General features: G+C 42.5%; 17 protein-coding genes and 1 tRNA gene. 6 read left to right on the top strand and 12 right to left on the bottom strand.

The features are described from left to right. Positions 1–257: 257 nt before the first annotated feature. Positions 258–1,976 carry a proline--tRNA ligase gene (locus JMX48_RS12400; protein WP_201538257.1) on the top strand — a complete coding sequence of 573 codons (1,719 nt, stop codon included), beginning with the start codon at positions 258–260 and terminating at the stop codon, positions 1,974–1,976. A gap of 253 nt (positions 1,977–2,229) precedes the next feature. On the opposite strand, the gene JMX48_RS12395 is transcribed toward JMX48_RS12400, so the two are convergent. The 5 genes from JMX48_RS12395 to JMX48_RS12375 form a co-directional block, all read right to left on the bottom strand. Next, entirely contained in the window at positions 2,230–2,640 is a 411-nt protein-coding gene (locus JMX48_RS12395) for a lysozyme inhibitor LprI family protein (protein ID WP_201538255.1), read from the bottom strand. A gap of 76 nt (positions 2,641–2,716) precedes the next feature. After that, entirely contained in the window at positions 2,717–3,592 is an 876-nt protein-coding gene (gene queF, locus JMX48_RS12390) for an NADPH-dependent 7-cyano-7-deazaguanine reductase QueF (protein ID WP_201538253.1), read from the bottom strand. 111 nt (positions 3,593–3,703) lie between these two features. Beyond that, positions 3,704–4,477: an ABC transporter permease gene (locus JMX48_RS12385; protein WP_201538287.1), complete on the bottom strand. Its 774-nt coding sequence runs from the start codon at positions 4,475–4,477 to the stop codon at positions 3,704–3,706. A 29-nt stretch (positions 4,478–4,506) separates the two neighbouring features. Beyond that, the gene (locus JMX48_RS12380) at positions 4,507–5,469 is read right to left on the bottom strand and encodes an ABC transporter ATP-binding protein (RefSeq protein ID WP_201538251.1); all 963 of its coding nucleotides are present in this window, start codon (positions 5,467–5,469) and stop codon (positions 4,507–4,509) included. A gap of 269 nt (positions 5,470–5,738) precedes the next feature. Then, complete coding sequence (locus JMX48_RS12375; protein WP_201538249.1) at positions 5,739–6,419, bottom strand: c-type cytochrome; 681 nt, start codon at positions 6,417–6,419, stop codon at positions 5,739–5,741. Between the two features lie 360 nt (positions 6,420–6,779). Here JMX48_RS12375 and JMX48_RS12370 point away from each other — a divergent pair. Next, positions 6,780–6,856 (top strand) — tRNA-Arg (locus tag JMX48_RS12370). Positions 6,857–7,009: 153 nt separating this feature from the next. On the opposite strand, the gene JMX48_RS12365 is transcribed toward JMX48_RS12370, so the two are convergent. After that, positions 7,010–7,378, bottom strand: a complete 369-nt coding sequence (locus tag JMX48_RS12365) for a hypothetical protein (protein ID WP_201538247.1) — start codon at positions 7,376–7,378, stop codon at positions 7,010–7,012. 34 nt (positions 7,379–7,412) lie between these two features. Between JMX48_RS12365 and JMX48_RS12360 the strand changes: the two genes are divergently transcribed. Next, the gene (locus JMX48_RS12360; RefSeq protein ID WP_201538245.1) at positions 7,413–8,213 is read left to right on the top strand and encodes an SIR2 family NAD-dependent protein deacylase; all 801 of its coding nucleotides are present in this window, start codon (positions 7,413–7,415) and stop codon (positions 8,211–8,213) included. A gap of 246 nt (positions 8,214–8,459) precedes the next feature. On the opposite strand, the gene JMX48_RS12355 is transcribed toward JMX48_RS12360, so the two are convergent. The 4 genes from JMX48_RS12355 to JMX48_RS12340 all read right to left on the bottom strand — a co-directional run bounded on the left by JMX48_RS12355 (position 8,460) and on the right by JMX48_RS12340 (position 12,094). Then, a complete protein-coding gene (locus JMX48_RS12355) occupies positions 8,460–9,458 on the bottom strand; it encodes an adenosine deaminase (protein WP_201538243.1) in 999 nt (332 codons plus the stop codon). Positions 9,459–9,555: 97 nt separating this feature from the next. Beyond that, positions 9,556–10,080, bottom strand: a complete 525-nt coding sequence (locus JMX48_RS12350) for a TPM domain-containing protein (protein WP_201538241.1) — start codon at positions 10,078–10,080, stop codon at positions 9,556–9,558. A 51-nt stretch (positions 10,081–10,131) separates the two neighbouring features. Next, positions 10,132–11,313: a TPM domain-containing protein gene (locus tag JMX48_RS12345; RefSeq protein WP_201538239.1), complete on the bottom strand. Its 1,182-nt coding sequence runs from the start codon at positions 11,311–11,313 to the stop codon at positions 10,132–10,134. Between the two features lie 139 nt (positions 11,314–11,452). After that, positions 11,453–12,094: a LemA family protein gene (locus JMX48_RS12340; RefSeq protein ID WP_201538237.1), complete on the bottom strand. Its 642-nt coding sequence runs from the start codon at positions 12,092–12,094 to the stop codon at positions 11,453–11,455. 1,058 nt (positions 12,095–13,152) lie between these two features. Here JMX48_RS12340 and JMX48_RS12335 point away from each other — a divergent pair. Beyond that, positions 13,153–14,700, top strand: coding sequence for an alanine/glycine:cation symporter family protein (locus JMX48_RS12335; RefSeq protein WP_201538235.1), 1,548 nt, complete (start codon positions 13,153–13,155; stop codon positions 14,698–14,700). Between the two features lie 335 nt (positions 14,701–15,035). On the opposite strand, the gene JMX48_RS12330 is transcribed toward JMX48_RS12335, so the two are convergent. Beyond that, positions 15,036–15,653, bottom strand: coding sequence for a fasciclin domain-containing protein (locus JMX48_RS12330; RefSeq protein WP_201538233.1), 618 nt, complete (start codon positions 15,651–15,653; stop codon positions 15,036–15,038). 535 nt (positions 15,654–16,188) lie between these two features. Next, on the bottom strand, positions 16,189–16,743 hold the full coding sequence (locus tag JMX48_RS12325) for a fasciclin domain-containing protein (protein WP_201538231.1): 555 nt from the start codon (positions 16,741–16,743) through the stop codon (positions 16,189–16,191). A gap of 682 nt (positions 16,744–17,425) precedes the next feature. On the opposite strand from JMX48_RS12325, the gene metH reads away from it, so the two are divergent. Together metH and JMX48_RS12315 are read left to right on the top strand one after the other, a co-directional pair. Next, positions 17,426–21,124 (top strand): methionine synthase, encoded by a 3,699-nt coding sequence (gene metH / locus JMX48_RS12320; RefSeq protein ID WP_201538285.1) that lies wholly within the window; start codon positions 17,426–17,428, stop codon positions 21,122–21,124. 332 nt (positions 21,125–21,456) lie between these two features. Beyond that, positions 21,457–22,386, top strand: a complete 930-nt coding sequence (locus tag JMX48_RS12315; RefSeq protein WP_201538229.1) for a bile acid:sodium symporter family protein — start codon at positions 21,457–21,459, stop codon at positions 22,384–22,386. The last annotated feature ends 479 nt before the right edge of the window (positions 22,387–22,865 follow it).

Raw genomic sequence — 22,865 nt, 5'->3', positions numbered from 1 at the left:
GAATAGATATACTTATCAGGTTTTTAATCTGAAAATTGTTCCTTTAGCCGCTCGATACATCAATCAAAATTCACCACTCTTCCATTAGAGCGGTTTTGTTCATGTGCTTTTTTATAAGCATTTTAGTCGCTATGACATATCCTAGATTATTCCTAAGTGATAAAGGTAAGCTTGCGGCGGCAACGAAACGATTAGCCACACGCTCAACATCCTACTATTTCTTATTTTTTTATCGTTGATAAGGTTACGCTTTATTTATGAAAGCCAGTCAATTTTTATTTGCCACACTAAAAGAAACCCCAAGTGATGCCGATATCGCCTCAAGCCAATTGATGGTTCGTGCCGGTCTTATTCGTAAAATTGCTTCTGGGTTATATATCTGGTTGCCCATGGGGCTGCGCGTCTTACAAAAGGTCGAACGTATTGTTCGTGAAGAGATGCAAAATGTGGGCGCACAAGAAGTGCTCATGCCGATGACTCAGCCTGCAGAGCTTTGGCAGACGACGGGACGTTTTGATGATTATGGTCCTGAGCTATTGCGCTTTAAAGACCGCCATAATCGTGACTTTGTATTGGGTCCTACTCATGAAGAAGTCATTACTAATCTGGCTCAAGGCGAATTGCGTAGCTATAAGCAACTGCCAATTAGTTTCTTCCAAATTCAAAGCAAATTCCGTGATGAGATTCGTCCACGCTTTGGCGTGATGCGCGCCCGTGAATTCACGATGAAAGACGCCTACTCATTCCACGTTGATCAAGCGTCATTGGCCAAAACCTATCATGATATGTTTGATGCTTATACGCGCATTTTTACGCGCTTGGGTCTAGATTTCCGTGCAGTACAAGCAGATACAGGTTCTATCGGTGGCTTTGCTTCACATGAGTTCCATGTCTTGGCAGACAGCGGCGAAGATGATATTGCTTTCTCAGACTCATCTGACTATGCCGCCAACGTTGAGCTGGCTGAATCTGTGAACATCGCTGAGCGTCAGCCGCCTAGCATGGAGCGTGAAAACGTATTAACAGAAAAGATGACCACTTGCAAAATGGTGGCTGAGCATTTAGATATCCCATTGGCCACGACCGTCAAAACCTTGATCGTGCATGGTCATACAGAAGACGACGAGCCACAACTGATTGCTATCGTATTGCGCGGTGACCATCAACTCAATACCATCAAAGCCGAGAAAATTGAAGAGGCAAACATGCCACTGACCCTAGCTTCTGATGAAGAATTAGAGGCAGCTGGTCTGTATAAAGGATATATTGGCGTTGACTTAGATATGCCTGTATTCGTTGATCGCTCGGCCGCTTCCTTGTCAGATTTTGTGGCTGGTGCCAATGAAATTAATAAACACACCATTGGTCTGAACTGGGAACGTGATGCGCGCGTTACTCGCATCGTTGATGTTCGTAACGTTCAAGAAGGCGATCCATCTCCTGATGGTAAGGGCAGCCTAAAAATCAAACGCGGTATCGAAGTGGGTCATATCTTCCAATTGGGTGACAAGTACTCGCAAGCGATGAATTGTACCGTTTCTGGTGAAGATGGTAAACCTGTCACATTAATGATGGGTTGCTATGGTATTGGCGTCAGCCGTATTATCGCCGCAGCCATCGAGCAAAATAACGATGAAAACGGCATCATGTGGCCAAAAACACCCACCGTCAATGACTCCATTGCGCCTTTTGAAGTGGCCATCATACCGATGAAGTCAAAAGAAGACACCGTGATGGAGACGGCTATCGCGCTATACGAAGAGCTAAAGGCTCAAGGTGTCAATGTGCTACTTGACGACCGTAATGAGCGTCCGGGTGTGAAATTTGCAGATTTAGAATTGATCGGTATTCCACATCGTATCGTCGTCTCTGACCGCAATCTTGCTGAAGACAAGTACGAATACGTCAATCGCCGTGAGACAGAAAAGCAAATGCTGAGCCGTGAAGAAGTATTGGCTAAAGTAAGCGGAAAATAGTTTAACTTATAAAAACTGTGCCATAAAAAGCGCCTATTTCATTAGATGAGATAGGCGCTTTTTTATGCTTGCTAAAAATAGGCGCTTCTATTTTATATAATTAAAATATCTTAGCAATGCTACAGTACTGATGGTATAAATTTTTTGCAGCCTCTGTCAGCGCAGGCGCAGCAAGCAAGATAAATTGATACCATCAGTGCCTGATATATCGATACTATTTATTATCAGTGTCTATTTATCACTTTATCAATGTCTATTTATCACTGTCTATATGATATTTTTTGGCAATCGCCTTACTACGTTTCTGAGTCTCATTAGCGGTACAGACATTAGCGCCAATCTGAGCGTACACCACAGAGTTATTCATTGGACCGTCGTATTCAAAGTCACATTTGTCATCGCGACTCTTTATCCATGTACGCTGTTCTTTATCCAACTGCTGTTGCTGAGCCTTACTCAAAGTACGATAAGCACTCTTGTAAATTTTATTCAGGCGATTTTTTTCGACTATGATCGCATCGTTACCACAATCATAAGCCACTTCCATATAAGCATCTTCACAGTTGTATTGATTTTCTATAAATGCTGCTTGTGCTGTTTGCGTGAGAGAAATAGACAAAGTAGCTGTCGCTAGCACCGTCAAAAAACCAGTTGCACCTTTCATCTCGATCTCCCAAGCAAAGCGAAATAATATTCACCTATATAAACTTATTTGAGGAGTATTAGCAAGCACTCTTAGTCTACTGACGAATTAAGCGACTTGGTTTTGGCAATAAGCTTATATCACTGACGCGGCAAGGGTTGATGTCGATACCACCTCGACGCGTGTACCAAGCACGAACCATCAGCTCACTCGGCTCATAATGTTTGCTTAAATCAGCAAATATCTGCTCCACACATTGCTCATGAAAACCGTTATGTTGACGGAAGCTCAATATATAACGCAGCATATTGGCATCATTGACCAGTTTTTCACTCGTGATCGAAACCGCCAATGTGCCCCAATCTGGCTGATTGGTCACCGGACAATTACTGCGCAGCAAATTAGAATAAAAAACGTAAGGCTGAGTTTTATTACTGTCTAAATTCGCATCCGTTTTATCATCACTTAATAACGACGCGTCAGGATGCGCGCATAATGCTACTTTCTCGCTACTATTTGCAAGTGCATCATCAATGCAAATACCTTCAGGCTGCGCAATTAATAACCCTGATGTTTTATCATTGAGGTCATCATCTAATTCAAATAACTCAACTTTTACCTCTGCTTGTACGCATGCTGATAAGTCTTTCTCAATCAGCGTTTGCACGGTTTCCCAGTTGGTGAATTCGGTAAAGTTAATACTGTTTAGATATAACTTTAGTGATTTTGACTCGACGATAAATGGTGAGCTGGCAGGAATACCAAAGCGCGCGATGGCAACTTGCGAGATACCTTGCAGATTTAACCAAGACATCTCAAACGCTTGCCACCAATCGACGCCAACCGTCAGTTTATCGCCTTGCCAGCCAATGACATCACGTCCCATACTACGGGCAATAGGATACAAGGCTTCTGGACTATACTCAGTTGGATAGTCGGTGGTTTGTTCGCCTAAGATACCGTGAATACTCATTTTCTTTCCTAATATTAAACTGTTAAAAATATATTTTATGCTGATTTTGATGCGTCAAACTTATAAAGAGTACATTGACCTATTTTTTACATGGCCAATATTATAAGTAAATTACAAACGCACACGCGACCCATTATCTAATAGACGATAAGAGATGATATAAAATACCACGCAGAATGCAAAAATAGCTGCCATCGAATACCAAACGTTGACATCAGAGTGGCCTAGAATACCGTAACGGAACGAGTTGACCATATAAACAATAGGATTCAATAGCGAAATATTTTGCCAAAATGGTGATAGGTTTTCTAGCGAATAAAACACCCCTCCAAGATAAGTCAGTGGTGTCAGCACAAAGCTTGGAACGATGGAAATATCATCGAATGATCGAGCAAATACCGCATTGATAAAACCGCCCAATGAAAACAAGATAGACGTACCCAGTACCGTAAATATCGTCACAAATAGGTGTTCAATACCCAAATCGGTAAAGAATAATGCCACTATCGAAACAATGACACCGATGGCCAATCCGCGAAAGATACCACCGCTGATATAACCCATCAAAATAGCATGCTTGGAGACGGGTGAAACCAAAAGCTCCTCGATACTGGACGTAAATTTGGCACTAAAAAAGCTCGAAACAACGTTAGAATAACTATTGGTAATAATCGACATCATAATGAGGCCAGGCACGATAAATTGCATGTACGGCACTCCGCCCATCTCACCCACACGCGAGCCGATCATCTTGCCGAAGATAACAAAATAAAGGCTCATCGTAATAACGGGCGGCAGCAATGTCTGCGGCCAAATACGTATAATACGGCGAATCTCTTTTAACAAGATAGTCCGAAAAGCGACCCCTTTCTTAGTCCATGACATTTTTTTATTATGGTCCATTATTTCCTGACTCATAACCCCGCCTCCTTCATACTATCTGTACTTTGAATATTTTTGTCTACCAAGCGCATAAACAACTCCTCTAATCGATTGGCTTTGTTACGCATACTCGCCACCGTGATACCTTGCTCTGACAGCTGATCAAAGACACCATTTAATGACTCACCTTCTGTCAAGGTTACCTCAAGGGTTTGATTATCGGGCTGAGATACGTCTGTCACTCCTGTCAAAACCAGTTGATGGGAAAGCGGCGTATCCAAATCAAAGACAAATGTCTCAACTGATAACTGCGCCAATAAATCTTTCATCTCTGTATTGATACGAATCTCACCATGATCCAAAATCGCAATACGTTTACACAGCTGCTCGGCTTCTTCTAAATAATGCGTGGTCAAAATGATCGTGGTGTTTTCTTCGATATTAATCTGCTGCATAAATTCCCACATAGAGCGGCGCAGCTCGATATCTACCCCAGCGGTTGGCTCATCGAGAATCAATAATTTTGGCTTATGAATTAATGCTCGCGCAATCATTAGACGACGTTTCATACCACCGGATAGCTCACGTGACTTGCTGTCGCGCTTGTCCCATAGTCCCAGTGCAGTCAGCAGTCTTTTCGCACGTGGTTTTGCTTCTTTGGCAGGAATACCGAAATAGCCCGCTTGGGTTATTAAGATATCTTCCACTTTTTCAAACATATTAAAATTAAATTCTTGCGGCACTATGCCAAGGTATTGCTTGGCAATGGAAGGGTTTTCTAGCAGGTCTGTGCCAAAGATATGCACACTGCCTGTTGTGGGTTTAAATAATGAGCTGATAATGCCGATCATCGTTGATTTACCAGCACCATTGGGCCCAAGTAAGGCAAAAAACCCACCTTGTGGTACGGTTAAATCAACTCCTTTCAGCGCCGAAAACCCATTATCATAAGTCTTGGATAAGTTTTTTATCACAAGTGCTGGTGCGTCAGACATGAAAACCTCTTTATTTGTTATAAATTTATATAAGAACTTTTTAGAGTATTAAGGCGTGTTGAACATCAGTCACTGACACTGACTGTTTACAATATTCAACATGCCCTAATATCCAGAAGAGACGGTGTAATGCCATAAAATGAGGCTAGTGTCAGTGAATTTCAACGGCAATGTCTGAGAAGTATCATATTAATAATACTTGTTATTAAAAAAGCGCCTATCTCATAAAATGAAATAGACGCTTTACAGATAGAGGATGCACAATTTTATTAGCTTGCTTGTTCAACCATATAGTCCACAGCATTTTGAACTTCTTCATCAGGGATATCAGCACCACCTTTTGCAGGCATGGCATTGAAACCATTGATAGCGTGGGTATATAACGTATCTTTACCTTTTGCTATACGTGGTCCCCAAGCGCCAGCATCGGCAAAAACAGGAGAACCAAGTAGGCCTGCAGCATGACAAGTATGACACACAGCATTGTATACTGCTTTGCCATCACGAGGCCCGTCGCCAGCTGCTGGGCCAGCAGCACGTGCAGTCACATCACAAACCTCATCCTCTTCAAAGCATACTTTGGCAACAGGCTGAATACGCGCAATCAAATTAGGATAGAGAGCGATCAGCTTTTGCACTTGCGGCGTATCTTGTGGAATTGGCTCTTTTTCGGCAGCAGGCGCTGCAGCGGCGGTTTCTTCTGTTGCCGCAGCGTCATCTGTGGTGCTGTCTGCTTGCGCGCTCGCATCGACCACAGCAGTGTCATCTGTAGTATCAGCAGCAGCTTGGGTATCATCACCTAGCTTTTGTGGCGCGTTTTCGACCACCTCTTGTGCTTTTGCTACATCAGAGACAGTTACAGCGGTGTCTGCAACATCTTCAGCTTGGCTCACCGCGATACTAGCAATTCCTAGAATGGCAGCTGCCGACAACATAACCACTTTTCTCATTCGTCACGTTCTCTTGTTACGTATACAAGCATTTACATAGCTCAGGCGTTCTGTCTGTCCTTCATCGATGACTTTTTATCATCAATAACAAACAGCCATCCCGCGTGCCAGCGCACTTGTAATCGGTGATTTTAAATATAAATTCTCCCTGACATTATAAGGGAAAAGACAGGTAAATTGCCATGCCTGTTTAATGACTATCCTATTTTTTCTTAAAAAACATCAATCCCTGCCTTCATTCATTGGCTTTATGGTTTTTATTTGTTAGACTAAGCGGTCTTTATTTTTCGACACATGATACTGCTTATAATGCTCGCTTTAAGCACGGTGTTGGTCAATATAGCATATCATCGTTATTATGCGCTCGTAGCTCAGTTGGATAGAGTATCGGTCTCCGAAGCCGAGGGTCGTGGGTTCGATTCCCGCCGAGCGCACCAATCATCGTATTTAACCCTTCCTTAGCATTACCTAAACTTATTCATTCCCAGTATTCCCTAAACTTGCTCACGATTTTTCAAATATACTTTTAGGAATATTTGTGTATTTTGCTGTGCGTCTATCATTCTGCACATGTCCATCATAGCGTTAGCCTACTCTGCATCTTGCAAGTTGGCAGTGAGTTGTGCGCGGTTGGGTACACGATGATAATTAAACACAGGCACATTTCCGAGACGGCGCTGACCAGTGGCAATTTTTTTGTCAATGGTGATCATTGCTATTTTTTTATCTTGCTTACTGAGCAGTAAATGGTTTGTCTTACGAGTGACTCGATAATCAGGAAAATACTGTTTTAATAATGCCGAGGTTTTTTGTAGACCATCATTTGCTGATTTCTTTGCGCCTTTTAACGGTCTATTATAAGTTGTCTCACCCGCTTTCACGCCGCGAGACTTTGCCAATAGCCATAAGGCTGCAATAACGACGAGCAGTATGACAAGCCACCAAATTCCGTCTATCATAAAAAGAGTATCCATTATTAATAAGGGTTGGCTCATGTTAGCAGAATTATCACCAGCGTTAATAGCACAAGTGCAGGACACAGCCAAACTATTGGCATCGAAACAGCGCATTTGTATTTTAACGGGTGCAGGAATTTCAGCAGAAAGCGGTATTCCGACTTTTCGAGACAAGCAGACAGGCTTGTGGGAGAACTACGGTGTCGAAGATTTGGCCACACCCGAAGCGTTCGCTCGCGATCCAAAGCTAGTATGGTCATGGTATCAATGGCGCAGACAACTGGTCGCGGATAAAAAACCAAATCTGGCACATCATGCCTTGGCTGAGTGGCAATATCATACTCAATCATCAAATCAATCATTGACACTTATTACGCAAAACGTCGATGACTTGCATGAACAAGCTGGCAATACAGTGACTCATTTGCATGGCAATCTATGGCATAACCGCTGTAGTCAGTGTGAGACACCTTATCAAAATCAATCAAAGGCTTCTTATAATAGCGAAGACACCATAAGTTTTGATGAGGCACTGATTTCCTGCCCACATTGTGACGGTTATATCAGGCCAGATATCGTTTGGTTTGGCGAAGCGTTACCCATACAAGCATGGCAAACCGCAGAAGACGCCGCCGCCAACTGCGAGGTATTTATCAGTATTGGTACATCAAGCCTCGTTTATCCTGCTGCTGGACTGGCACAATTGGCCAAGCAAAATGGTGCCAAAATTGTTGAAATAAATCCACATCCGACGCCCAATACTATCGTTGATATCACGTTATCAGAAAAAGCTGGTTTAGTAATGCCCGCACTGATAAATCAAATCACGGCTTTGTAATCATGAATGAGTGTCTAGAATACAAAGCTGAATATTAAATAGTACAGATATCCTTTTGAAAATTTTTCGAAGCCTCTGTCTGCAATGGCACAGCAAGCGAGGAAAATTCATTCCAGTAGTATCTGACTATTGGTGTATCGATTTAACTTTTGACTGACTATACAATAAAAAAGGCTTAACGATTCATATAAACCGTTAAGCCCCAGTATTTAAAACTTAGTACTTAAAATTCACTCTATTCAGAGCTTATTGTGATGCAAGATCAACTCTCGCTAAATAAGCTGCTTTAAGCTCATCATCTATAAATGCCGATCTAAAAGAGTTTTTGACCAACGTGATAATATCTTCTTCGGTCAGCGGTAAGTGTTCACACAAATTGATAAAGTTTTGATTAATGTAACCTTTAAAATACGCTGGATCATCTGAATTGACGCTAATATTTAGACCATAGTCCAAAAGCTCTTTAATATTGTGCGCTTTATAAGTTTCAAAGACCTTGAGTTCGATATTTGAGTTTGGACAAACGGTCAGCGGCATTTGCTCATCTTTGAGTCTTTGCATCAGCTCTGGGCTTTTTATAGACTGCACGCCATGATCGATTCTATTGATTTTTAATAAATCTAACGCTTCATAAATATATGAAAAATCGGCCTCCTCTCCAGCATGCGCCACCAATTTGAAGCCCGCTTCTTTTGACTTTTCAAACACTTCTTTGAACTTTGAAGGCGGGTTTCCCAGCTCTGAAGAATCAAGACCGACACCAACAATGTCATCTTTAAACATCAAAGCTTCCTCTAAAGTCTCAAACGCTTCTTCTTGTGATAAATGCCTTAAAAAACACATGATAATACAAGACGTAATGCCGTATTTTTCTTTGGCATCCGCAAGCGCTTCTTTGATACCCGTTATCACGGCTTCAAAAGGTACGCCTCTTGATGTATGTGTTTGTGGATCAAAAAATATTTCTGTATGAATGACGTTGTCTTCCACACACTTAAGCATGTATTCCCACGTCAAATCATAAAAATCATCTTTGGTGAGTAGAACGTTTGCACCCGCATAGTAGATATCTAAAAAAGTTTGCAAGTTGGTGAAGTTATAAGCATTGCGCACATCTTCTATGTCTTTATAAGGGATATCTATACCGTTCTTTTTGGCCAGTCTAAACATGAGCTCAGGTTCTAATGAGCCTTCAATATGTAAATGCAGCTCAGCTTTTGGTAGTTTTTTTATCAAATCAATCATAGTGTTCCAGTAACGGTTATTTATTTAAAAGTAATGACTTAAGCGCTTTCTGTCATATGGTTATAATATTGTTTGGTGATTTTTTGTGACGCGCATTTTATTTCAAAAAAACCACCGTATCAGACAACTCATTGCCTGATGGATTGTGCTCAAGATGATAATACTGACGTAGCACTTGCCCTATCTCATCTAATAATTCAGTCAAACTCTCTTCTGTCTTTTGATTGGCAATACCTGATATGGCTTTGTCACACATTGCACGCCATATGGTTGGGCTAACGTGCGCACTGATGCCTCGATCAGCAACGATCTCTAGCTGATGCTCACAGATATTGACATAGATTAAAACGCCCGTATTTTCTTCGGTATCCCACACTCGATACTCACTGAACAAGTCAATGGCACGATCACGGCAGCCGATATGATAAGCCTCTTGGATGGGTAAGTGATTCTCTACGATCAAAAACAACTCACCACGATGCCCACGCTCAGCGCTCGTTACTTTGGCTGTTAGGCGCGCCTTCGCCTCTGCTGTTAGCCACTTACTATGCAATAAAGGGACAAACAAAACTTGACGCCACCAGCGGGCAAAGCCGGAGTTTTTAGGGTTATTTTCTGCCATTATATTATTTCCTCAAGTACATCATTGCTGAAGGTCGTTTGGTGAATGGATTTACCACGAACCACCAGCACCGCCGCCACCAAATCCGCCGCCACCACCACCGAATCCGCCCCCGCCGAAACCACCACCGCCAAAGCCTCCACCGCTGCCACCGCCCATACCAGGGAGGAAAATCATACCGCTGCCTCTACGTCCACCTTTACCGCCGCCGCCTTTACCGCCACCACTACCGCGTGAGATCAGAAATAGCCATAAAAATATCGCCATAATCAATGTCATGAAAAAGCCACCGCCTAACGCTAATGAGCCTGCGAAAAAACCACCAGCCGTCAGGATAGAGCCAAATACGCGACCAAAAATACTGGTAATAAAGCTACCAAATATCAATGCCATGATGAATAAGAAAATAGGGGCTGGTAGCTGATCAGATGCTTGCTGCTGAGAACCACGCTCGGCTGCTTGCGCATCGGCACGGGCTAACACCTCAGGATCAGCAGTCAAACGTGATTTGAGTGCATCAACGCCAGCCAATATTCCAGCGCCATAATTATCTTGTTTAAATAAGGGTGTGATATCTTCACGAATGATGCGGTTGACGGCAGCATCTGGTAATACGCCCTCCAATCCATAACCCGTTAAAATATACATATCACGGTCATTGACCGCGACCACTATCAACAAACCATCATCAATGTCTTTGTCGCCAAGCTGCCATTTTTCTGCTACTTGTAGCGCGTAATCAAAGATGGGCGTGCCATTTGTTGTTGGTACGATGACGACAGCGGCTTGCGCTAAACCTTGCTGATAAATACCTTTAAGCTGCGCTTGCAACCGTTGTTTTTCTTGCGGATTTAAGATGTTTGCCTGATCGACGACTGGCTCATTTAATATGAGTTTGTCTGCATTGACACTTGGCGCGCTTGATTGCACTGCCGGTTTATTTGCTACAGGTGCTTCGGCTGTGGCTTCGTTATCCCCATTAGCCGCATTGGGATTGATAGCATCATTGCCCAGTATGACCCCATTGATAGCCTCATTACCCAATACCGCATCATTAATGGCTTCGTTTGACTCGCCAGCTTTGGCAATCGCCACCAAATCCTCAACACTACGGTTCTGCATGCTGGAGGTAGTATCTGTAGATGTGACCGTATCGGCAGGGGCAGCATGCAACGCAGTCACACTGCTCATGGTAAACAATAATGCTGATAAGAGTGCTTTTGAATTATTCATCTAATCTATACCACCTTAAGTGACATCGGTACTAAATTAATAGGCATTCATATCTATCAACACCTTTCAAACAAATTTGGCTGCTTAATCTAAACCAATAGAGCAGCAAATACCGCTCTATTTTTATATTGAATTAATATTATTCAGCGGGCGCTGCACTATTACTGCTGCTGTTATCAAAATCGACACTTGGTGCCGTTGAGATGGCCGCTTCATTAGCAACGCTAAAGTTTGGTTTGGCAGACATACCGAATACTTTGGCCGTCACATTGGTTGGGAACTGACGTACGGTTGTATTGTAGCCTTGCACTTCTTGAATATAGCGGTTACGAGCCACAGCGATACGGTTTTCAGTCCCTTCAAGCTGGGCTTGCAAGTCTTGGAACAACGCATCCGACTTTAGCTCAGGATAACGCTCAGACACTGCCATCAAACGTGATAATGCACCCGTCATCTGCTCTTGTGCGGCCGCATAACGCTCCATCGCTTCTGGGTCATTGAGCACCTCAGGGGTGACGGTAATGCCACCAGCACGTGAACGAGCCTCAGCAACTTGAGTAAAAACTTCTTGCTCTTGTGTCGCATATTGCTGTACCACTTTGACTAAGTTTGGCACCAAATCAGAACGGCGTTGATATTGGTTGACCACTTCTGACCATGAAGCCGTGACCTGCTCGTCTTGTGCTTGTAGATTGTTGTAGCCACAACCGCTTAGACCAACCGTAGAGGTTGCTAATATCGCTGCAAGCAACATGGGTTTTACAATTGATTGACGCGTCATCGTTGTCTCTCCTAATAATGTTAAATAACCAATGATCAGTAACACGTTTTTTGTTGATTTTTTAAAAATGATTTAAGGGTCAGGTAGATTTATACCTTTATATAAAGCGATATAAAAATACAGCCAGATAGCCTAACAGTAGCTTATGTCTCAAACATCAATCGTGCTATCCATTATCCACTATTATAACCCATAAGATATTTTGACAATAATGGCGCTATAACGGCTTTTTTACAATTCATCGTTACCAAAACACAACCGCAACACGTTGTCTCTAGCCACTTCTAATCATCATTAATAGCTCACAAAGCGTTCATAATTCAATTAAAGTGCTTATACCTTATTTGTGTAACCCCTTATTTTGAATATAACTTGTACAAATCAACTGCTATTATTCACCTCAAACTCATCCCTGTTTAGAGCTACAGCAATTTCCTTGAAAAAAAAATATGTATGTGTATAAAGAAAATTCTAGTAATTAGTACAAAAATATGGCAAATTGCAGTTACGTAGCCGTACGTTTTGAATACATTTGGTAGTGGACTTATATTTTGTTTAGTATTAGAGAGCAGTTAATTTTTATAAAAAATGTCCACTAGCGATTGGATATTTGCTCAACGATTCAACCAACCACACCAGTAATGTAATCAATAAATATAGCTCATAGTAAGTTGAACACTATCAGGTTAAATACTATCAATACGATAAGTATCTAATAATATAATCGCCTATTTTATCCGCTGGTCTACTTACAACGTATCTTATTTATTCAACGACAATAGGGTATACCAGTAATATATAGTTAGTAGCAAAAGCGTTACGAATGCAGCTGATACTAACGGTATGAGCACTATACAAATAGACAATATTGCTGATAAACCAAGCGGATGAATGCGGACAACTACAGTCCATTTTTAGTGGCAAAAAAAGTATGAGACTTAATGGATATACATAAGTCTATGTAGCTAATTTAACTGCTTAACTTAAATAAGTAAGTTAACCAGTTAGCTTACTCCTAGCATACAGAGCCACTTTGAAACAGTTCTAGGGATATAAATATGGAAGGTTTAGTTAACTTAGTAAACGGAATTATCTGGAGCCCGGCATTAATCTATCTATGTTTGGGCGCGGGCCTATTTTATTCCATTATGACGCGCTTCGTGCAAGTACGTCTATTCGGTGAAATGATCAAATTACTCTTTAGTGGTAAATCTAGTGATCAGGGTATTTCTTCATTCCAAGCGCTTGCCGTCTCACTTGCAGGACGTGTGGGTATGGGTAACATCGCTGGGGTAGCTGCTGCTATCGGCTTCGGTGGCCCTGGTGCCGTATTTTGGATGTGGATCGTGGCGTTCTTAGGCGCATCTACCGCTTATGTCGAATCAACACTCGCACAGATTTATAAAGAAAAAGACGTCCTTACTGGCGAATATCGTGGTGGCCCTGCTTATTACTTTGAGCGCGCGCTTGGTCAAAAATGGTACGGTATTCTTTTCGCCATCGCTTCTATTTTATCATGTGGTATGTTCTTACCTGGTGTACAGGCGAATGGCGTTATCAGTGCCTTTGCTCAAGTCATGGGTGAAGGGACTATCATGAATGTCGGCGGCTTAGAAGTCGGCTCTATGCGTTTGGTCGGCCTAGCCATCATTTTAGTCATCTTAGGTATCATCATCTTCGGTGGTATCAAGCGTATTGCAACCTTTACAGAATATGCTGTTCCGTTTATGGCAATCGGTTATATTGCCTTAGCCTTAATTATCATGTTTAGCAACTTTAGTTTGATTCCAGATGTATTTGGTTTGATCGTTAGTGATGCCTTTACTGCTCAAGCTGGCTTTGGTGCTGCTATCGGTTGGGGTGTAAAACGTGGTATTTACTCTAACGAAGCCGGACAGGGTACTGGCCCTCACGCTGCTGCTGCTGCCGAAGTTGAGCACCCATCACAGCAAGGCCTTGTACAAGCATTCTCAGTATATGTCGATACGCTACTGGTTTGTTCTGCTACTGCCTTTATGATTTTGTCTACTGGCATGTACAACATTCAAGGTACATTGCCAGATGGTCAGTTCATCGTACAGAACGTAGCCGCTACTACTGAAATCAATGCACCTGCCTTTACACAAATGGCAATGGAATCGGTATACGGTACGTTTGGTAATGTCTTTATCGCACTCGCTGTATTCTTCTTCGCCTTTACGACGATTTTGGCTTACTACTACATCGCTGAGGTTAACGTGGCGTACTTGACTCGCTTTCTCGGTCGCGGCGCGCATAAGACTGGTGTATTCTTAGTTAAAATCTTAATCATGGTGATGGTTGCTTATGGTGGTCTTAACTCTGCAGGCTATATCTGGGCTATCGGTGATATCGGTGTAGGCTTAATGGCTTGGTTAAACATCGTTGGCATCTTAGTTATCTTCATTGTGGCTCGCCCAACGCTTACTATGCTCAAAGACTATGAAGCTCAGCGTAAAGCGGGTGTAACACGCTATAGTTTTGATCCTGCAAAATTCGGTATCAAAAACGCGCCGTATTGGGAAGAGCGTCATTTACAAGAGCAACAAAGAATGGCTGCTGATCCACTACGCAAAGATATCAAATAATTATCTTTAAAGTGATCATTGGTTAAGTATCATAAGCAAAAGCCCGAGGCAATCGTCTCGGGCTTTTTTATTTGAATGACTTTCTATATGTTCAAAAACAATAAAAGCACTACAGTACTACTGGAATGAATGCTTCGAAGCCTCTGTCTGCAACGGCACAGCAAGCGAGGGAAGTTGATACCAGTAGTATCTGACTATTGATATATCAATTTAACTTTCCACCGACTATACGCCTTTCTGATAGGGCTAAAACCTACGCACAAAAAAGCCCAGCATAAATGGCTGGGCTTCTTCAACAATAACTAGATGATTATAATAAAACCATCAAAATAATATTACTCAGGCATTAATACCGCATCGATAGTATGTACAACACCATTGGTTGCCATGATATCAGTGCCAGTGATGTTGGCTGTTCCGCCAGTAGCATCAGTAATAACGTTGGCATCGCTGATAGAGATCGTTGCGCCATTAGCTGTTTTGATATCAGTACCGTAAGGGATATCAGCCGCTTTAACTTCCATAGGTACTACATGGTAAGGAAGTACTTTTTTGAGGAGTTCGGTATTGGCTAACAACTCTTCTTTAGTTACGCCTAATTTTTCTAGTACTGGAGCGAAAGCATCATCAGTTGGTGCAAATACAGTGTATTTAGTATCTTCCATCAACATCGTATCAAGGCCAGCGGCTTTAAGCGCTGCTGTCAAGATCGTTAGATTTTCATTACCAGCTGCTATTTCAGCGATAGTTTGAGTAGGCATTGCATCCGCCATTGGGTCAGCAGCTGGCTCAGCTTCAACCATTGGTTCAGCTTCAGCAGCTGGATCTACAACCACTTCTTCAGTAGTAACTTCAGTTTCAGCTGGTTCAGTTGCAGCTTCTTTATCACTACAAGCAGCCAATGACATAGCCGCTGTTACGACTGCGATAGATAGTAAATTTTTCTTTAACATAGGTATTTCCTCATAGATAAATGGTGAGTTACTTTATTGGTTAAACAAATACTCTTTCAACGAATGAATATAACAGTAGCTCACTTCTTTATTGCAAGCAAAACTCGTTACCCAGTCCTAACTACATCAAATCTGTTATACCAATGACCATAAGTTTAACTGATTAATTTTAAATTGATGCTTACTTAGGTAGCAACACTGTATAAATCACGTATACGACACAACTATTGTGTTTATATATTATTCATTTTGATAATTAAAATACGATTTCTCTTATCATTAATATGTATTTCTGCTTTGAGATAAGCCCAATAGAGGCTTAAAAAGAATCATCCCAGTAGGCTGGAATTATTTTTGAAGTAAGGAGATAATGACATAAATCAGTGCAGACATTAGTAGTGTCTATCTCATTAACTAAGATTAATTAACCAAATAGCATTTGTCTGATGATTTATGACAAATGAAGCTGGTATCGAATACCAGCTTCATTATCTGAAACTATACGGTTATAACTTTTTAAATAACGTTTTTGCTATTATTTAGGCATCAATACTCTGTCGATAGCATGTACCACACCATTGGTCGCTGCGACATCTGTTTTGATGATATTGGTAGTACGGCCCATCTCATCCATCAACTTACCTTGGTTAGTGACCGTCAAGGTATCTTTGCTTGCGGTCATGACGTTACCAGGCTTCACGTCTTTGGCATACATCGCCATATCACCACTAATTACATGGTAGCCCAAGATTTTGGTCAATAGTGGCTTGTTAGCAAACAGCTGTGCTTTGCTCATGCCTGTTTCTTTCAGTGCTTGCATAAATGCTTCATTGGTAGGTGCAAATACGGTGTAATGCGCATTAGGATCAGATAGCATGCCCGCTAGACCAGCTGCTTGAATGGCCTCTACCAATACTGAAAAGTCAGGATTGCTTTGAGCAACTTGTACCACATTCATTTTTGCCATTGGTTGGGTATGCATAGGTGGCTTCATGTCAGCGCTTTTACTAGGCATCATATTATTACATGCGCTTAGACCAGCGATTGAAACAGCCAGAGCACCGATAGTTGCAATTTTACTAAATTTCATAACATTATCCTTAATTCATTATTAATTAACTGTGAGATTGCGTTCCTACAGATTAAATCGTCTTTCCTAAAACAAATACTTATTTTAATATTAGCGACAAATATTGATAATAATTAATAGCTATCAAATAAATACTAGTAAGTATTACTTATGAGGAAGCGATCCTTCTGAAAATAAATTAACATATAAAAAATCTTTATGAATTCACCTTTACGCTACTTTTTGTACTATGGATGTAAATTTCGTCTGACTTTTACCAGCGACTATTGGTTTTAATTGATAGAAGTAACGCTTTATGTAATCTTTAAGCGAAATGATAGTCATTTGTGCCTACATATTTTAACCGTAGACTCTGATGTCATATTGTACCGTTCAGTAGATATCATGCTTGCTATCATGTTTAATATACGGCTAAAGCGGTACAAGCACTACCCCGCTTACCCTATGATTTTCATGCTAAAATAATATGAATTTGCTTAAGACACGCCCTAATCCTTTTATAAAAAATTGCACCCTGTTTGTTATTTCTTCCTTTTATAACATTGACGATATAAGCAGCGCTCCTATGACTCAAACGATGACCTCAAAGACTTCTTCTCAAACGGATACCACTCATGGCTCATCATCTGCTGATGATTTTATTTTGACGCCGCCTACTGTGTTCCCTTATAAAGCACAGCAACTGACTGCCCGCGCGTGTATCACTGCACAAATGGCATCAAGAATTTTGATGCTAGATGGGGCGATGGGCACACATATTCAGAACTACAAGCTAGAAGAGTCCGATTATCGTGGCGAGCGCTTTGCAGATATCAGCCAAGATGTGAGGGGCAATAACGATCTGCTAGTGCTCACGCAGCCGCATATGATTAAAGAGATTCATTGCGATCACCTGGCTTCTGGCGCAGATATAATCGAGACCAATAGCTTTAATGGTACGCGTCTGTCGATGGCTGACTATGACATGCAGTACTTGGTACCTGAGCTGAATAAGACAGCCGCCAAGCTGGCACGGGAAGCAGCTGATGAATTTACCGCCAAGACCCCTAACAAGCCGCGCTTCGTTGCGGGTGTTATCGGCCCCACATCACGAACTTGCTCGCTATCGCCTGATGTCAATGACCCCGCCTTTCGTAATATTACCTTTGATGAGTTGGTACTCAATTACCGTGAAGCGACCTTGTGCCTGATAGAAGGCGGCGTCGATCTAATATTGATTGAGACGATCTTTGATACGCTCAATGCAAAAGCCGCGATATTTGCGGTGACGGGCGTGTTTGAGGATATTGGCTTTGAATTGCCGATTATGATTTCGGGCACGATTACTGACGCGTCAGGTCGGACACTATCTGGCCAAACAGCTGAAGCCTTTTATAATTCGATTCGCCATGCCAAACCATTATCGGTTGGCTTTAACTGTGCGCTGGGTGCCGATGCACTGCGTCCGCACATTCAGACGCTGTCAAATATCGCCAATACCTATGTGTCCGCGCATCCAAACGCGGGTCTGCCCAATGAGTTTGGTGAATATGACGAAACGGCTGAGCAAACCACTGCACTGCTTGAGGGCTTTGCCAAAGCGGGCATATTAAACATCGTCGGAGGCTGCTGTGGTACGACACCTGAACACATTCGCCAAATCGCAAATATGGTGGCAAACTATCCACCACGTGTCATTCCTGAGATTGCACCTGCCTGCCGTCTATCTGGTCTAGAGCCATTTACCATCACGCCTGAAAGCTTGTTCGTCAACGTCGGTGAACGTACCAACGTCACAGGCTCCAAAAAATTCCTGCGTTTGATTAAAACTGAAGCCTATCTTGAGGCACTGGATGTCGCTCGCGATCAGGTCGAAGGCGGCGCGCAAATCGTCGATATCAATATGGATGAGGGCATGCTTGACTCCAAGCAGGCGATGATTCATTTCGTCAACTTGGTCTCAGGTGAGCCTGATATCAGCCGTGTGCCTTTAATGATTGACTCGTCTAAATGGGACATCATTGAAGAAGGCTTGAAACGAACACAAGGCAAATCTGTCGTCAATTCTATATCGCTAAAAGAAGGCCACGATGAGTTTGTAGAAAAAGCAAAACTCTGTATGCGCTACGGCGCAGCAGTGATTGTCATGGCATTTGATGAAGATGGTCAAGCAGATACCTACGAGCGTAAAATTCAGATTTGTCAGCGTAGCTATGATGTATTGGTCAATGACGTGGGCTTCCCTAGCGAGGACATCATTTTTGACCCCAATATTTTTGCGGTCGCCACCGGTATCACTGAGCATAATAACTACGGCGCTGACTTTATCAATGCCACGCGCTGGATTACTCAGAACCTACCTAATGCCATGGTATCGGGCGGTGTCTCTAACGTCTCGTTTAGTTTCCGTGGCAACCCTATCCGTGAAGCGATCAACTCGGTATTTCTATTTCATGCCATCAAAAACGGCCTGACCATGGGTATCGTCAATCCTGCCATGCTTGAGCTGTATGACGATATTCCAAAGGAAGCACGCGACGCCATCGAAGATGTGATGCTCAACCGCAACCAAGGTGAAACGGGGCAAGATGCGACGGAACGTCTGATGACGGTCGCTGAAAACTATCAAGACGGCGGCAAGAAAAAAGACAGCACAGTCGATATGAGCTGGCGTGAGGGCACGGTAGAAGCGCGCATTGCTCATGCGCTGGTCAAAGGCATCACGACCTTTATCGAAGCCGATACCAAAGAGGCGTGGGAGAAATATCCCAGACCGCTAGAGGTCATCGAAGGGCCACTCATGGATGGTATGAATATCGTTGGTGATTTATTTGGCGCGGGCAAAATGTTCTTACCGCAAGTGGTGAAATCTGCACGCGTTATGAAGCAATCAGTCGCTTGGCTAAACCCGTATATCGAAGCCGAGAAAGTCGAGGGTGAAGTCAAAGGTAAAATCCTCATGGCAACGGTCAAAGGTGACGTTCATGATATTGGCAAAAACATCGTCGGCGTGGTGCTTGGCTGTAACGGTTACGATATCATTGATCTGGGCGTGATGGTTCCTTGTGAAAAAATCCTCGATACCGCTATTGCAGAAAAAGTCGATATCATTGGGTTATCTGGTCTCATTACGCCCAGTCTCGATGAAATGGTCTACGTCGCCAAGCAAATGCAAGAGCGCGGTATGACACTGCCACTCATGATTGGCGGTGCGACAACGTCAAAAGCGCATACTGCTGTCAAAGTCGAACCGCAATATCAAAATGATGGCGTTATTTATGTATCAGATGCTTCACGCTCAGTGGGCGTGGTCACCAAGCTGCTATCGAAAGAAAACCGTCAAGCTCTCATCGATGAGACCCGCGAAGAATATGTCAAAGTTCGCGAACGCCTTGCCAAGCGTCAACCGAAAGCTGCTAAAGTCACGTATGCCGAATCGGTCAAAATTGGTTTTCAATATGATTGGGCAACCTATGTGCCACCTGTCCCTAACAAACTAGGCCAAGTGATATTTGACGATTACCCAATCACCAATTTATTGCCTTATATTGACTGGACGCCTTTCTTTATCTCTTGGGGTCTGACGGGTAAATATCCAAAAATCTTGCAAGATGATGTGGTCGGCGAAGCGGCACGTGATCTATTTGATAATGCAGAAGAGCTGCTGCACAAGATGATTGATGAAAAATTAATCGTGGCAAAAGGTGTGTTTAAGCTCATGCCAGCCCGCCGTACTGGCGTGGATACTGTGACTGTCTATGACAATGCGGCTGCGTTTGATGGGGGCAAGGGTGGCAATCCAACCCATCAGTTCGAACACTTACGTCAACAAAGCGATAAAGCCAGTGGCAAGCCAAACTTTAGCTTGGCCGACTTTATCTCGCCATCAGACACGCACACTGACCATCTGGGCGGCTTCACCGTTTCGATCGTCGGTACAGAGACGCTGGCTGAAAAGTATAAAGCGGCGGGCGATGACTATAATGCCATTATGGTACAAGCGTTATCTGACCGTTTGGCAGAAGCCTTTGCTGAGCATTTGCATGAACTGATTCGTAAAGAATATTGGGGCTATCAGGCTGATGAAAACTTGAGCAATGATGAGATGATCAAAGAAAAATACATCGGCATCCGCCCCGCTCCTGGCTATCCTGCCTGTCCTGAGCATACCGAAAAAGGTAAATTGTTTGACTGGCTCGGTACCGTTGACGCTATCGGCACGACCTTAACCGAAAGCTATGCGATGTGGCCTGCGTCATCCGTTAGCGGCTTTTATTACTCGCATCCAAAGAGTGAATATTTCAATGTCGGTAAGATCAGCCGCGACCAGTTGGAGAGTTATGCGGCGCGCAAAGACTGGGATATAAAAACGGCTGAGAAATGGTTAAGTCCGAATTTGTAAGCGTTTAAAACCCAGTTCACGTTTAGGTATAGTCAGTCCTATATAAAAAGTTCATACGTTATCACGCGCTGCTGAAATAAATTTTGCTTGCTTGCTGTGCCTACGTAGACAGAGGCTACACAAAATTTACCTCAACAGCGCTGTATATACTTTATAGCAGGCTGACTATGTTTTTTGGCTTATTCATTTAATATGGGTAAGCCATTTTTTATAGCGCCATAGACAACTTTATATAAGCAAACTTATCGCTACACTAATGACAAAATACTTTTATCATTTGCAGACAATAACCGTGCTAAATTATTACCTACTTCACTATTTTGAGAAAGGTTATGAAACAAATTGCGCTACTTTCCAGTTGGATTGGCAAAACGTTTGCAATTTGGGCATTGGTCAGTGCCGTCTTAGGCTTTGTTTTCCCTGAATTCTTCGCCTCGTTGGCTTTTTTGATCGTTCCCATACTTGGCATCATTATGTTTGGCATGGGCATGACGCTTAGAACAGAAGACTTCCTAGAGATTGTTAAGCGCCCCAAACCTGTATTGATAGGACTGGTGGCGCAATTCACGCTAATGCCGTTGATTGCTTATTTATTGACGATAGTTTTTAACCTTGATCCTTTGATAGCGGTCGGGGTTATCTTGGTTGGTTGTTGCCCGGGCGGTACCTCTAGCAACGTAATTACGTTCTTAGCCAAGGGAGACGTGGCGTTAAGTGTGGCGATTACCTCAATCTCTACCCTGCTCGCACCCTTTTTGACCCCTATTCTGTTAAATATCTTTGCCGGTCAGCTGATTGATATCGATTTGGCCAGTATGATGCTCACTATTACCAAGATCGTAATATTGCCTATATTATTGGGTGTCATCTTTCATAAGTTTTTGGGTAAAAAAATCGAATTTGTCACCGAGGTATTACCGATGGTGTCGGTATTGGGTATCTCTATTATCATCGCAGCCGTGGTTGCAGTGTCTAAAGCCACTATTTTAGACAGTGGTGCCATCGTCTTTATCGTCGTGGCTCTACACAATATGCTGGGTTATACCTTGGGATATGTGATCGCTCGCTTGTCCGGATTTACGGAGAAACAACGCCGCGCCATTATGATAGAAGTGGGTATGCAAAACTCTGGTCTGGGCGCTGCACTTGCCGCGACTTACTTCAATCCTGTCGCTGCCTTACCCAGTGCGATATTTAGTGTGTGGCATAACTTTAGTGGTGCGCTGGTTGCGAACATTTTTGCTAAGAGAGATGCTAGGTAGAAATTTTATTGTTTAAAGCTTGATAGCAAGGTTTTTTATTTCAGCAAAATCAGTCATGACCAGTTAGAGAGTTATGATAAGCGTAAAGGCTAGGATATAAAGATTGCTAAGAAGTGGTTAAATCTGAATTTATAAGGATTGTTTTAGCTAGAACTTTTTAGATAAAGATTTGATGCGAGATTGGTTACTTAAGTAATTAATCTCGTTTTTGCTTCTATACTCACATATACTCGAAATAAGTGAGGCTAGCGGTAATATTCTGTTCTTACTACTATTCATTGTGTTCTGAAACTAATTTTAGTTTAACAGTTACAAGCTACAAAAAAATATAGCTGCATCTTCTAGCAAGAGAGTCTAATAGCGTTAAAAGCTAACTCTTTTCTGTATCTAAGTTTTCCGCAGAATGACCCCTGCCGTCAAATCCGTATAGTTAAACTTGGGAGATTTTAGTTATGCAGCTTGACGATAATAATCAAACC

Source organism: Psychrobacter immobilis (assembly GCF_904846225.1).
GTDB lineage: Bacteria > Pseudomonadota > Gammaproteobacteria > Pseudomonadales > Moraxellaceae > Psychrobacter > Psychrobacter immobilis_F.
The sequence above is the reverse complement of the archived record's forward strand: the minus strand, read 5'-3'. Positions and strand labels throughout refer to the sequence as shown.

Bases quoted from the DNA above. Each gene is read 5' to 3' on its own strand.
- JMX48_RS12400 (WP_201538257.1), top strand. From the start codon at position 258: ATGAAAGCCAGTCAATTTTTATTTGCCACACTAAAAGAAACCCCAAGT.
- JMX48_RS12395 (WP_201538255.1), bottom strand. From the start codon at position 2,640: ATGAAAGGTGCAACTGGTTTTTTGACGGTGCTAGCGACAGCTACTTTG.
- queF (WP_201538253.1), bottom strand. From the start codon at position 3,592: ATGAGTATTCACGGTATCTTAGGCGAACAAACCACCGACTATCCAACT.
- JMX48_RS12385 (WP_201538287.1), bottom strand. From the start codon at position 4,477: ATGTCATGGACTAAGAAAGGGGTCGCTTTTCGGACTATCTTGTTAAAA.
- JMX48_RS12380 (WP_201538251.1), bottom strand. From the start codon at position 5,469: ATGTCTGACGCACCAGCACTTGTGATAAAAAACTTATCCAAGACTTAT.
- JMX48_RS12375 (WP_201538249.1), bottom strand. From the start codon at position 6,419: ATGAGAAAAGTGGTTATGTTGTCGGCAGCTGCCATTCTAGGAATTGCT.
- JMX48_RS12365 (WP_201538247.1), bottom strand. From the start codon at position 7,378: ATGATAGACGGAATTTGGTGGCTTGTCATACTGCTCGTCGTTATTGCA.
- JMX48_RS12360 (WP_201538245.1), top strand. From the start codon at position 7,413: ATGTTAGCAGAATTATCACCAGCGTTAATAGCACAAGTGCAGGACACA.
- JMX48_RS12355 (WP_201538243.1), bottom strand. From the start codon at position 9,458: ATGATTGATTTGATAAAAAAACTACCAAAAGCTGAGCTGCATTTACAT.
- JMX48_RS12350 (WP_201538241.1), bottom strand. From the start codon at position 10,080: ATGGCAGAAAATAACCCTAAAAACTCCGGCTTTGCCCGCTGGTGGCGT.
- JMX48_RS12345 (WP_201538239.1), bottom strand. From the start codon at position 11,313: ATGAATAATTCAAAAGCACTCTTATCAGCATTATTGTTTACCATGAGC.
- JMX48_RS12340 (WP_201538237.1), bottom strand. From the start codon at position 12,094: ATGACGCGTCAATCAATTGTAAAACCCATGTTGCTTGCAGCGATATTA.
- JMX48_RS12335 (WP_201538235.1), top strand. From the start codon at position 13,153: ATGGAAGGTTTAGTTAACTTAGTAAACGGAATTATCTGGAGCCCGGCA.
- JMX48_RS12330 (WP_201538233.1), bottom strand. From the start codon at position 15,653: ATGTTAAAGAAAAATTTACTATCTATCGCAGTCGTAACAGCGGCTATG.
- JMX48_RS12325 (WP_201538231.1), bottom strand. From the start codon at position 16,743: ATGAAATTTAGTAAAATTGCAACTATCGGTGCTCTGGCTGTTTCAATC.
- JMX48_RS12315 (WP_201538229.1), top strand. From the start codon at position 21,457: ATGAAACAAATTGCGCTACTTTCCAGTTGGATTGGCAAAACGTTTGCA.